The organism is Aestuariivirga sp. (assembly GCF_047602625.1).
Classification (GTDB): Bacteria; Pseudomonadota; Alphaproteobacteria; order Rhizobiales; family Aestuariivirgaceae; genus Aestuariivirga.
Map to the genome: position 1 here is coordinate 348,852 of NZ_JASGGV010000001.1, position 12,044 is coordinate 360,895.

The 12,044-nt window shown below is 62.6% G+C and carries 12 protein-coding genes and 1 pseudogene; 10 read left to right on the plus strand and 3 right to left on the minus strand.

The features are described 5' to 3' along the window. The first annotated feature begins 57 nt into the window (after window positions 1–57). The 4 genes from folK to QM694_RS01815 all read left to right on the plus strand — a co-directional run bounded on the left by folK (window position 58) and on the right by QM694_RS01815 (window position 3,448). Window positions 58–546 carry a 2-amino-4-hydroxy-6-hydroxymethyldihydropteridine diphosphokinase gene (gene folK / locus QM694_RS01800; RefSeq protein ID WP_415005237.1) on the plus strand — a complete coding sequence of 163 codons (489 nt, stop codon included), beginning with the start codon at window positions 58–60 and terminating at the stop codon, window positions 544–546. 68 nt (window positions 547–614) lie between these two features. Then, window positions 615–1,241 (plus strand): L,D-transpeptidase, encoded by a 627-nt coding sequence (locus QM694_RS01805; protein ID WP_415005238.1) that lies wholly within the window; start codon window positions 615–617, stop codon window positions 1,239–1,241. Between the two features lie 86 nt (window positions 1,242–1,327). Beyond that, window positions 1,328–2,686 carry a peptidoglycan DD-metalloendopeptidase family protein gene (locus QM694_RS01810; protein ID WP_415005239.1) on the plus strand — a complete coding sequence of 453 codons (1,359 nt, stop codon included), beginning with the start codon at window positions 1,328–1,330 and terminating at the stop codon, window positions 2,684–2,686. Between the two features lie 93 nt (window positions 2,687–2,779). Next, window positions 2,780–3,448, plus strand: a complete 669-nt coding sequence (locus tag QM694_RS01815; RefSeq protein ID WP_415005240.1) for a glutathione S-transferase family protein — start codon at window positions 2,780–2,782, stop codon at window positions 3,446–3,448. 3 nt (window positions 3,449–3,451) lie between these two features. On the opposite strand, the gene QM694_RS01820 is transcribed toward QM694_RS01815, so the two are convergent. Next, window positions 3,452–4,315: an ATP-binding protein gene (locus QM694_RS01820; protein WP_415005241.1), complete on the minus strand. Its 864-nt coding sequence runs from the start codon at window positions 4,313–4,315 to the stop codon at window positions 3,452–3,454. A gap of 114 nt (window positions 4,316–4,429) precedes the next feature. Here QM694_RS01820 and yajC point away from each other — a divergent pair, with 114 nt between their 5' ends. The 6 genes and pseudogenes from yajC to QM694_RS01850 all read left to right on the plus strand — a co-directional run bounded on the left by yajC (window position 4,430) and on the right by QM694_RS01850 (window position 8,429). Beyond that, a complete protein-coding gene (yajC, locus tag QM694_RS01825; RefSeq protein ID WP_415005242.1) occupies window positions 4,430–4,774 on the plus strand; it encodes a preprotein translocase subunit YajC in 345 nt (114 codons plus the stop codon). Between the two features lie 8 nt (window positions 4,775–4,782). Continuing rightward, window positions 4,783–5,784: pseudogene (locus QM694_RS01830) on the plus strand (SecDF P1 head subdomain-containing protein); the annotation flags it as partial. A gap of 139 nt (window positions 5,785–5,923) precedes the next feature. Then, on the plus strand, window positions 5,924–6,397 hold the full coding sequence (locus QM694_RS01835) for a SecD/SecF family protein translocase subunit (RefSeq protein WP_415005243.1): 474 nt from the start codon (window positions 5,924–5,926) through the stop codon (window positions 6,395–6,397). A gap of 15 nt (window positions 6,398–6,412) precedes the next feature. Further along, window positions 6,413–7,375, plus strand: coding sequence for a protein translocase subunit SecF (secF, locus tag QM694_RS01840; RefSeq protein WP_415005244.1), 963 nt, complete (start codon window positions 6,413–6,415; stop codon window positions 7,373–7,375). Then, entirely contained in the window at window positions 7,372–7,743 is a 372-nt protein-coding gene (locus QM694_RS01845) for an Mth938-like domain-containing protein (protein ID WP_415005245.1), read from the plus strand. The genes secF and QM694_RS01845 overlap by 4 nt, the downstream gene beginning before the upstream one ends. Beyond that, a complete protein-coding gene (locus QM694_RS01850; protein WP_415005246.1) occupies window positions 7,740–8,429 on the plus strand; it encodes a phytoene/squalene synthase family protein in 690 nt (229 codons plus the stop codon). Before QM694_RS01845 ends, QM694_RS01850 begins: the two co-directional genes overlap by 4 nt. Before the next feature lie 3 nt (window positions 8,430–8,432). On the opposite strand, the gene trmFO is transcribed toward QM694_RS01850, so the two are convergent. Together trmFO and QM694_RS01860 are read right to left on the minus strand one after the other, a co-directional pair. Next, window positions 8,433–9,836, minus strand: coding sequence for a methylenetetrahydrofolate--tRNA-(uracil(54)-C(5))-methyltransferase (FADH(2)-oxidizing) TrmFO (gene trmFO / locus QM694_RS01855; RefSeq protein ID WP_415005247.1), 1,404 nt, complete (start codon window positions 9,834–9,836; stop codon window positions 8,433–8,435). A 37-nt stretch (window positions 9,837–9,873) separates the two neighbouring features. Further along, the gene (locus QM694_RS01860) at window positions 9,874–11,976 is read right to left on the minus strand and encodes a tetratricopeptide repeat protein (protein ID WP_415005248.1); all 2,103 of its coding nucleotides are present in this window, start codon (window positions 11,974–11,976) and stop codon (window positions 9,874–9,876) included. Window positions 11,977–12,044: the final 68 nt, after the last annotated feature.

Below are 12,044 nucleotides of genomic sequence, written 5' to 3' on the forward strand. Positions count from 1 at the left end.
CAGAACAGGTAATGGAGGGGGTTCTAGTCGGGCGCTGAAAGAGGCTCAAGCAAAAACATGATCGTCGTCGCCCTTGGCAGCAACCGCGCCGGACCTTGGGGAAACCCCAGCCAGACAGTGGAGCATGCGCTTGCCGAATTGAACAAGGGGCCGCTGCGGCTGCTCAAGGCATCCCGCCTGCTGTTCACCGCGCCATTTGGCCGCGTGAACCAGGCGCCTTTCGTGAATGCCATCGCCATCGTGCAAAGCCATTTGCCGCCGCAGGCCCTGCTGCACCGCCTGCATGCCATTGAATTTCAGGCCGGACGCCGCCGCGCCATGCGCTGGGGGCCGCGGACGCTTGATCTCGACCTGATCGACTATGATGGCCGCGTGACGGGCCCGCTGGCGCGGCCAAGATTGCCGCATCCGGGGATCGCCGAGCGCATCTTCGTGCTGAAGCCCTTGGCCGAGATCGCGCCCAACTGGCGGCATCCGGTTTCAAGGCTTGGCGTGAAGGCGCTGCTGAAGCGGCTTCATCCGCAAGGCGAGGGTGCTGAGCTTTAATCAGCGATTAACCGCGCTGAAGCATCCTTCCCGCTGTGACGCCGGTGTGGTTTCGCGTCAAGGTGGGTATGCGTATGCGTGTTTATTCTCTGGTAATGGCCGGAACCGCCTTGGCGGTTCTGGTTTCCACGCCTGTTCAGGCAGGCAAGATTACGTTTTCGCCGCAGGCCTTTCAGGTGATCGGCGGCATGAACAGCCCGCAGAAGAAAAGGCAGCTGTTCAGCTTCGGCCAGGATAGCAATGATGCCCTGACCCATCAGACGGTGGTGTTTGAGGGGCCTTACCAGCCCGGCACCATCGTGGTGAGGACGGAAGAGCGGAAGCTCTATTACGTTCTGCCCGGCGGGCAGGCCATTCTCTATCATGTCGGCGTGGGGCGCGAGGGCTTTGAATGGTCCGGCACCAACAAGGTTTCGCGCAAGGCGGAATGGCCGGATTGGCGGCCGCCGCAGGAAATGATCGACCGCGAGGCGGACAAGGGCCACTTTATTCCCGCCTATATGCCGGGTGGCCTCGACAATCCGCTGGGCGCGCGCGCCATCTACATCGGCAACACGCAATATCGCATTCACGGCACCACGCAGCCTTGGAGCATCGGCCAGGCCATGTCGTCCGGCTGCATCCGCATGATGAATGACGAGGTGATCGATCTTTATCAGCGGGTGAAGGTGGGCGATACGGTTGTGGTCGAATAGTTCGTGCACGGAGGGTTTGGGCGATAACCCTCCCTTAACCTAAACAAGTCATTATCCTCCCATCAGTTTGTAGTGGAGTCCGGGGTATGTCGAGTTCTCTTCCGCGCGCCGTCAGGGGTATGAAGGCGCATTATATCGTCACAGCGTTCGCCGCCGTCATGCTCGCCGGGTGCTCGTCCTCGGTGGAGCGCTTCGCCTCCAGCGGCGGTTCTTCCAATCCGTCAGACGCCGATCCAGTCTACACCGCTTCCGTGCCGAAGCAGCAGGTGGCGTCGTCTGACGACGACGTGGTAACCTCGAAGCCGCTGGGCGGGAGCAATTACCGGACCACCACCGGATATAACTACGGCTCCAATGCCAAGAAGCCCATCTACAAGCAGCCGGTTCAGCAGGCCAGCACGCAGAGCTTCGATGACGGCGCACCCGTGGCGGGTGGCGGCAACACCGTCACCGTCGGGCAGGGCATGACGCTCTATTCCATCGCCCGCAGCCACAACCTGACCGTCGCGGAACTCGCCGCCGCCAATCATCTGAAGGCGCCCTATGCCGTACATCAGGGCATGGTGCTGAATGTTCCCGAAGGCCGCATCGCCATGGCTGCGCCGACCCCGGTGAAGCTGCAGAAAACCGCCAGCGCCGAAGTTGAAACGCAGCCGAAGCAGCATATTGCGGGCGGCGCGACCCATCAGGTTGCCTCCGGCGAAACGCTCTATTCCCTCGGCCGCAAATTCGGCGTGAAGCCGCAGACGATTGCCGATGCCAACGGGTTGAACCACAACGCCACGCTGCGTGTCGGCCAGACGGTGAAAATCCCGGGCAGCAATGCCGCCCGCGTGGCAACCGGCGCGCCGCCAACGACGCTCAAGGTTCCATCCAAGACGGCGGCCGTGGCTGACGATGATGCTCCGTCCACGGAGCAGCCCGCACCCGCCAAGATCGCAACGGCAGCACCTACGGCGATCCCCGATGCGAAATCAACAACCGCGGCTGATACCGCCGCGGCAACGCCTGACACCACGGCTCCGACACCGTCGCTCGCCGATGCTGGCGCCCCCGGCATGCGCTGGCCGGTGCGCGGCAAGGTGATCTCGGGCTTCGGTGGCAAGCCGAACGGCCTCAAGAATGAGGGCATCAACATCGCCGTTCCGGAAGGCACCAGCATCCGCGCCGCCGATGATGGCGTGGTGGCCTATGCCGGCAATGAGCTCAAGGGTTATGGCAATCTCGTGCTGATCCGCCATCAGGATGGCTACGTGACGGCCTACGCCCACGCCAAGGAACTGTTCGTCAAGCGCGGCGACACGGTGAAGCGCGGCGACGTGATTGCCAAGGCCGGACAGACGGGTTCTGTCTCCAGCCCGCAGCTTCACTTTGAGGTGCGCAAAGGCGCCACGGCGCTCGATCCCATGCAGTTCCTCGGCTCGTCTACGGCCGCCAACGGATAATCCTCCATACCCCTGCATAACCTCGAGCCCGGACATGAAATCCGGGCTCTTGCTTTTTTGCGGCAGCGTTCCATGCTCCCCGGCATAGGAGACATGCCGATGATCAGAGTGTGGGGACGGAAAACCTCCGTCAATGTGCAGAAGGTGCTGTGGACGCTGGGTGAGCTGGATATTCCCTTCACCCGCGAGACGGTGGGCGGCAGTTTCGGCGGCAACCGCGATGCCGATTTCCTGCGCATGAATCCAAACGGCCTGATCCCCGTCATCCTCGATGGCGATGTGACGATGTTCGAGTCCAACGCCATCGTGCGCTATCTCTCGGCGCGCTATCGCGCCGGTGTGCTGCGCCCGGAAGAACCGCATGCGCTGGCGCTAGCCGAGCAGTGGATGGAATGGCAGCAGACCACGTTTTATCCGCTGGTGGGCACGATCTTCTTCCAGCGCGTGCGGTTGCCGGAGAACGCGCGCGACTCTCAAATTCTCGACAAGGCGCGCGGCGACATGCGCAATGCCATCGCCATCGCCGACCGGCATCTTTCGCAGCACGACTGGTTCGCGGGCGAGGCGTTCAGCTTCGGCGATATCGTGATGGGTTGCCTGTGGTGGCGTTATTCCGGAATTGGCGAAGAGGCAGGCGCGGCGCCCCACATCGCGGAGTGGTTTGAAGCGGTGAAGGACCGGCACGCCTTCCGCGAACACGTGATGGTGCCGCGGGCCGCGAGCCCGGAAGACTGGACGCGGATCGAGAAAGAGGTGGGGTGAGACTCAATCCTCGATCTTCTGTCCCAGCCGCCCGGCCAAATCCTGCACGAACTGCCAGGCCACGCGGCCCGAGCGGCTGCCGCGCGTGGCCTGCCATTCGATCGCCTGCGCCCGCACGTCGTCATCGCTGATCTTCAGGCCATAATGCTTCACATAGCCCATGATCATGTCTAGGAATTCGTCCTGCGAGCAGCTGTGGAAGCCCAGCCACAGGCCGAAGCGGTCTGACAGCGACACCTTTTCCTGCACCGCTTCGGAAGGATTGATGGCGGTGGAGCGCTCGTTCTCGATCATGTCGCGCGGCAGCAGATGCCGTCGGTTCGAGGTGGCGTAGAACACCATGTTGGAAGGCCGCCCTTCAATGCCGCCATCGAGCGCCGCCTTGAGGGATTTGTAGGACGTGTCATCAGCATCGAAAGAGAGATCGTCGCAGAACACGATGAAGCGGTAGTCCGGCGCATTGCGGATCAGCGCCATGAGATCGGGCAGGCTTTCAATATCCTCGCGGTGGATCTCGATCAGCCGCAGCGTGCCGCCGGTCTCCGCATTGATCGTATGATGCCCCGCCTTGACGAGCGACGACTTGCCCATGCCGCGAGCCCCCCACAGCAGCACGTTGTTGGCGGGAAGGCCCTTGGCGAAACGCCTGGTGTTTTCGATCAGCAGGTCGCGCGTGAGGTCGACGCCCTTGAGCAGCGAAATCTCGACCCTGTTCACCTTCGGAACCGGCTGCAGCACCTTCTCCCGCGCGTTCCACACGAAGGCGGCGTTCGCCGAAAGATCGGCGGGCGGGGGAGGCGGCGGCGCAAGGCGCTCCAGCGCCGAGGCGATGCGGTGCAGCAGGTCTGACTTCTTTTCCTTTGTCATATGAGCCTCTTAGCCGCCGCACGCGGCTCCGTAAAGAAGCCCCAATCCACCGGTTGCAATGGGCTGATCCGTCGCTATATTCCGCGCGACCTTCATTAGCCGGAGACGAACCCCGTGACCTTCACCCCCATTTTCGCGCAGGCCGCTGGCGGCGCAGCCCCGGGCCTTGGCGATTTTGCCAGCATGATCGTGCCGCTGGCCGCCATCATGGTGGTGTTCTGGTTCCTCCTCATCCGCCCGCAGCAGAAGAAGATGAAGGACCATCAGGACCTTCTCAAGAAGATCGCCAAGGGCGACACAGTGATCACCAATGGCGGCCTGATCGGCAAGGTGGTGAAGGTGGTGGATGACAATGAATTGCAGGTGGAAATCGGCGAGAACGTGAAGGTGCGCGTGCTGCGCGCCGGCATTTCCGACGTGCGCGCCAAGGGCGAGCCCGTGAAAAGCGACACCAAGTAAGATCGACGATGCTGCACTTCACCCGCTGGAAGGCCCTCGGAATCCTCGGCTCGGTTCTGCTCGCCATTCTGTTTGCTCTTCCCAACGTCCTTCCCGCCAAATGGAACGATGCGCTGCAGGCCAACAGCTTCACGCAGGCCTTCCGCCCGCTCACCCTCGGCCTCGACCTGCAGGGCGGCGCCAACGTGCTGCTCGAACTCGACCGCAACGACCTGAAGAAGAAGCTGGCGGAGCAGGAAACCGCCGATATCCGCAATGCGCTGCGCACCGCCAAGATTGGCTATAGCGGCATCAATGCCACCGACGCCGGCATCAGCGTGCGCATCCTGAAGCCTGAAGATGCCCCGGCGGCGCGCACCGAGCTTTTGAAGCTGCTGCAGCCGGTCAATTCCGGCATCTTCGGCACCGGCGCGGCCGTCAATCTCTTCAATCTCTCGCAGGATGGACAGCAGTTCACGCTTGCCTATTCCGAAGCTGGCATCGACGCCAAGATCACCGGCGCCATCGACCAGACGGTGAAGATCGTGTCCAACCGCATCAACGGCCTCGGCACCCGCGAAGCGACGATCCAGCAGCAGGGGCAGAGCCGTATCGTCATCCAGCTTCCCGGCGAAACAGACCCGGACAAGGTGATTGACCTCATCGGCACCACCGCCAAGCTCACCTTCCAGATGGTGTGCGAAGCGCAGCCGACGGCGCCCGGCCAGATGCCGCCGCCGGAATGCCGCGAACTGCCGATGAAGGAAAATCCTGACCAGAAAATCTGGGTGCAGACGGCGACGACCGCCACGGTGGACGGCGCCGATCTGACGGACGCAAAGCCCAGCTTCGACCAGAACGGCAGGCCGGTCGTCACCTTCCGGTTCAACACCAAGGGCGCGCAGCGCTTTGGCCAACTCACCACCAACAATGTCGGCAAGCGCTTCGCCATCGTGCTTGACGACGTGGTGATGAGCGCGCCGGTTATCAATGAACCGATCATTGGCGGTTCCGGGCAGATTTCCGGCAACTTCACCGTCGATGAAACCTCGAACCTCGCCATCGTGCTGCGTTCGGGCGCTTTGCCCGCCAAGCTGACCGTGGTGCAGCAGACGACAGTAGGGCCAAGCCTCGGCGCCGAATTCGATCAAGGCGGGCTTCCATGCGGCGGTGCTGGGCCTCATCCTGGTGATGATCTTCATGATCGTCGCTTATGGGCTATTCGGCATTTTCGCCAACATCGCGCTGCTGGTGAACCTGGTGATGCTGATTGCGCTGATGTCGCTGTTCGGCTTCACCCTCACGCTGCCCGGCATCGCCGGCATCGTGCTCACCATGGGCATGGCGGTCAACTCCAACGTCATCATCTTCGAGCGCATCCGCGAGGAATGGCGCAATGGCCGGAGCGCGCTCAGTTCCATCGAGACGGGCTTCAAGGCGGGCCTCGGCACCATCATCGACTCGAACCTCACCGCGCTTATCGCCGCGGTGGTGCTGTTCGGCGTCGGCTCGGGGCCGGTCAAGGGCTTCGCCATCGCCCACGCCATCGGCATTCTCACCACCATGTACACGGCATTCACCGTCACGCGCTTTATCGTTACCCTCTGGGTGCGCCAGACGAAGCCCAAGGAGGTTCCGCTCTAGGAGCGGAGAAAATTCATGCGCTTCAAGCCAATCCGCTTCATCCCCGACGACACCAAGATTCACTTCATGCTGCTGTCGCGGCTGGGGTTCTTCTTTTCCGGCCTTCTCTGCGCGGCGGCCATCCTGCTGTTTATTTTCCTCGGCCTCAACATGGGCGTGGATTTCAAGGGCGGCATGGTTTTGACGGTGCGCGGCGAACAGCCGATCGCCGTCGATCAGCTTCGCGAGCGGGTGAACAGCCTCAACCTCGGCGAGGCTGAAATCCAGCAGTTTGGCTCTCCCAATGATGTGCTGATCCGGCTGCCCGCGCCCGAAGGCGGCAATTCGGCACTTCAGGCGGCGGTCGAGAAGGTGAGCGCCGTTCTGGGTGATGGCGTTGAAATCCGCTCCAAGGAAGTGATCGGCCCCAAGGTTTCGGCTGAATTGACCGAGCAGGGCATCATCGCCGTGGTCGTCGCCATCATCGGCATCGTCATCTACGTGTGGTTCCGCTTCGAGTGGCAGTTCGCCATCGGCGCCGTCGTTTCGCTGCTGCATGACGTGCTGATCACCATCGGCGTCTTCTGCCTGCTGCGCATCGAATTCAACCTGCAGATCATCGCGGCGATTCTCACCATCGTCGGCTATTCGCTGAACGATACGGTGGTGGTGTTCGACCGCATCCGCGAATATCTGCGGAAATACAAGTCCATGCCGCTGGCCGATCTGATCGACTTCTCGCTGAACTCGGTGCTGCCGCGCACCATCCTCACCTCCGTCACCACCATGCTGGCGCTGGTGGCGCTCTATGTGTTCGGCGGCGAGGTGCTGCATGGCTTCACCTTCACCATGATCCTCGGCGTGATCATCGGCACCTATTCCTCGATCTTCATCGCCGCGCCCGTGCTGATCCTTCTCGGCACCGAGCGTGAGCAGAAGAACGTGCGCGCCGCACCCGGCAGGCCCGGATCGGGAAAGCCGGCCGCTTCGCGCCCGTGACGGGATTTTTCCCCGGCAGGCCAGCGATCGATGTCTATGGCGGCGGCGGCTTCGGCTTTGCCGGCATGTCGCACAAAGGCTCAATTCTGGCGCTGCCCAGCGGCGTCTATGCGTGGGGTCCGTCGCAGCCGCTAACCGTGGCCGACTTCACTGGCGTGTTCAACGAACGCGCATCCCTCGATCTATTGATTCTCGGCACCGGCGAAGCCATGACGCCGCCGCCGCGCGAGGTGCGCCGGGCATTCAGCGAGCGCGGGCTGATGATGGATTTCATGATCACCGCTTCGGCCGTCACCACCTACAATCTGCTGCTGGGCGAGAAGCGCCGCGTCGCCGCCGCCCTGGTCGCCGTCGAACGCCCCGCATGAGCGCCGCTGCCATCGCGGACATCGTTCGGGCAGGGGACCGCGACCGCTATCTTTCAACCCTGTTTGCCCCCGATGAAAAGCGTAATCCGCTTCTGGCGCTTTATGCTTTTGCCGTTGAGGTGGCGCGTATCCCATCGCTGGTGAGCGAACCGCAGATCGGGCTCATCCGCCTGCAATGGTGGCATGAGGCGATTGAAGCGCCTGCCACGGGGCACCCGGTTGCCGAAGCTCTGGCAACTCTTGGATTGCCCAAGGCTCCCTTGCATGCGCTGGTGATGGCGCATGAGGCGGAGCTTTACCGTGAACCGTTTTCATCCGTCACCGCGCTCGAAACCTATCTCGGCGAAACGGACTCGGCGATGATCCAGCTTGCGGCGATGATCCTCGCGGGTGACGGCGCGCGCCGCTGCGCCGATGCGGCGGGCCTGGGCGGCGTTGCCTTCGGCCTCGCCCGGATGCTGCATGATCCGAAGCGTGCGGCTCTTCTGCCGCAGGGTTTTGACGCAAAGGCCCATGCCATAAAGCGGCTAACGGAAGCGCGTGCCGCCGCCGGGAATAGTCCCGCCGCAGCGCTGCCAGCCTTCCTGCCTGTGAGCCTGACAGATCTCTATTTGCGCGCCCGCCCGCCATCCGCACTCCGCCGCCAGTTCACGCTGTGGAATGCCGCACGGCGGGAGCGCTTCTGAGAATTACTTCGCCGCCAGCGCGGCAGCGCCTTCCAGCCATGCCGTGAAATCAGCCATGGCGCGTGAGGTATAGCTGCGCTTTCGCGCCACCGCCTTGTCGGTGTGGGAGAGGCGTTTGCCGTCGATCTTTTTCGGCGCATCGACGGGCGGAAACAGGCCGAAATTCACATTCATCGGCTGGAACGAGGATTTGTGGTCCGTCGTCTCGATATGGCCGCCGGTAATGTGGTTGATGAGCGCGCCATGCGCCGTGGTAGCCGGCGGCACTATGAAGGCCGCACCCTTCCGCTCCGCCGTCGCCATGCGCCCCGCCATCAGGCCCATGGCCGCGCTCTCGACATAGCCTTCAACGCCAGTGATCTGCCCTGCGAAACGCAGGCGCGGATCGGCCTTGAGGCGCAGGTGCTCGTCCAGAACCTTCGGGCTGTTGAGGAAGGTGTTGCGGTGCAGGCCGCCGAGGCGCGCGAATTCCGCATTCTCAAGGCCGGGGATGGTGCGGAACAGCGCCGCCTGTGCGGCATATTTGAGCTTCGTCTGAAAGCCCACGATATTGTAGAGCGTGCCGAGCTTGTTGTCCTGCCGGAGTTGCACCACCGCATAGGGCTTCTGCTCGGGCTGATGCGCGTTGGTGAGGCCGCGCGGCTTCATCGGTCCGTGCCGCAGCGTCTCCGGCCCCCGCTCGGCCATCACTTCGATGGGAAGGCAGCCGTCGAAATAGGGCGTCGAGGCTTCCCACTCCTTGAAATCGGTCTTCTCGCCGTCCATCAGCCCACGGATGAAAAAGTCATACTGTTCGCGCGTCAGCGGGCAGTTGATGTAATCCTTGCCGGTGCCGCCGGGGCCGACCTTGTCATAGCGCGACTGATACCACGCCACATCCATGTTGATGGTGTCGCGGTGGACGATGGGGGCGATGGCATCGAAGAAGGCAAGATCATCCTCGCCCGTCAGCCCGCGCACCGCTTGGGCCAGGGCGGGCGAGGTGAGGGGGCCGGTGGCGACGATCACATTGTCCCAGCCGTGAGGCGGAAGGCCTGCGATCTCACCGGTTTCGACGGTGACGCGCGGATGACCTTTGAGCGCCGCCGTGACATCCGCTGAAAAGGCATCACGGTCCACCGCCAGCGCGCCGCCAGCGGGCACCTGATGGCGGCCGGCCATCTCCATGATGAGCGATCCCGCCTGCCGCATCTCCCAATGCAGGAGGCCAACCGCATTCTGTTCGGCATCATCCGAGCGGAAGGAATTGGAGCACACCAGTTCGGCGAAGCCATCGGTCCGGTGCGCGTCGGTGGCAACCAGCGGCCGCATTTCATGTAGCACCACAGGTACGCCCGCTTCCGCCGCCTGCCACGCCGCTTCCGACCCCGCCATGCCGGCACCGATGATGTGAATGGGTTCTGTCATGGCCAGCGCCCTAGCATGCGGCTGAAGGCGCTTCAATTCAATCGGGGAACGGGCCGGCGCTGGATTGCTGCGGATATCCGGGCAGGTCATGGAGCGGCGGTGGAGCCTTTGAACGCAAACGGTTCATGCGGATTGCGGCGGCTGTGGCGACTTCGGGCACCCCCGATGAGACGGCTGCGCGATAATCCTTTATGGCGGGGCCCGGAAGGCCGAGTTCCTGCAGGCTGTCGCCGCGCAGAAGAAACAACTCGCTTTTGCGATAATTGCGGGAAATCGCCGCAGAAAAATCCGCGCGCGCCTGGTCATATTTTCCTTCCTGCATCAACATACGCCCCCTGTCGTAAAGGGCTGGGCCATAGACCGGATTGAGTTTCAGCGCCTGGCGGAAAGCCGCCACGGCGGCATGAGTGAGGCGCTGCGCAGCGCGAACATTTCCCACACACCAGTAACCAGCTGGCGATTTTGGCATGAGTTCGAGCGCCTTCTGGCAATCCTCCATGGCTTGGCTGAAATTTTCCTGCCGCGCCAAGGATGTCGATCTGTAAATTCTCGTCCAGGCGTCGGACGGATCGAGGATCAAGGCCCGGCGGTATGCGGCGACCGCCAGCACATCGTCGCCAAGGCTGGACATGATGTCGCCGAGCCGGACGAAATCAACGGCGTTGGTGTTGTCGAGTGCGATCGCATGGATGACATCCTCCCGGGCGCCCTCATAATTGCCGAGTTCGTTGCGCACGGCGGCGCGTTCGGAAAACGCGGAAGCATATTGCGGGTCGATGGCGATTACGCTGTTGTAGTCGGCCTCCGCCTGTTGATAGTTCCCGAGCCACCAGTGCGCGTAGGCCCGCCGGTAAAATCCGTCGCGGCCTTGGGGATCGAGTGCAATTGCACGCGATGCGGCCGCCAAAGCCTCGCCGTACTGTCCGTCGCTGTTGAGCAGATAGGCCCGGAATGCGTGCGCATCCGCGAAGTCCGGATTGGTTGCCAGCGCGCGGTCGGCGGCTTTCAGCGCCTCCTGCCAGCGGTCGAGCGCATTGAGAGCCTTGGCGCGTTCGAGGTTTGTGAACTGGTCGGACGGGTCAATTCGCAGGACCGCATCGAAATCCGCGAGAGCCTTGCCGTAAGCCTGGCCATCCGCAAGCTGCAGTCCACGCCAGTAATGCCAGTCCACGGCGTCGGGCCAGCGCCGCGCAGCTTCGGCGTAATATGCCAAAGCTCGGGCATCTGCGCCGCGGGCATGAGCAATCCTGGCTTTCAGCACCATCGCCCAAAGCTCATCCGCATCCCGCATTTGCATGGCGGCGGCCACGTCGCTCTCGGCGGCGTCGAGGTTTCCGAGGTTGAAGTTCGCCGCAGCCCGCCCGAGATAGGCGTCGGAAAATCCTTGCGACGCCAGCACGCGGTCAAGAATGGCCAGGGATTCGCCGGGACGGTTCAGATCGAGGACGGTGCGGGCCAGGGCGATTTTCGCGTAGGCGTTTTCCGGCGCCAGGTCGGAGGCCCTTCGCAGATCGGCTTCGGCTTTTGTCAACAGGCCGATGCGTGCGTAGAGTTGCCCTCTCCGGCACCAGTAATCGCCGTTAACGGGCCAAAGCCGCAACGCCTGATCGAAGTCGGCAAGCGCCTTCGTATCGTTGCCCATGTTCTGATAGACCATGCCGCGTGCTTCGGCATAACGCGCCGCAGCGGGGTAGGCGGCAATCAGGCCATCATAGGTCTTGAGAGCTTCGGCGAAGTTCCGGGTCTCGTTCTGATAATATGCGAGGTCTTCCTTCAGGCGCACTTTGTCCGGATCGAGTTTAACGGCGCGCTGCACATCGGCCAGCGCTTTCTTGTTTTCACCAAGCGCATCGAGAATATAGGCGCGGAGCTGATAGCTCTTGGCCTGCTGGCTGTCACCGGCAACTGCGGCATCAATGTCCGCAAGCGCCTTCTTGTAATCCTTGAGGAGATACCAGCCGTAAGCCCGCCGCCGCTGTGCCCGTATATGTTCCGGGCTGCCCGGCGTGGCGGCGGAGACGGCGTCCGAACATTGGCCGACCATCTCTTGCGGATTTTTCGTTTCAAAGCATCCCGCTGCCCCGGCGGGCCCTGAAACCGCGAGGACGCAGACGATGATTGCCAGGAAAAGACGGTGCATTTCTGGCAGTTTTCGGCAAATTCTGTCATCCCGCAATCGAAATCCAGCGCGGTGGTTGAGAAAATCTC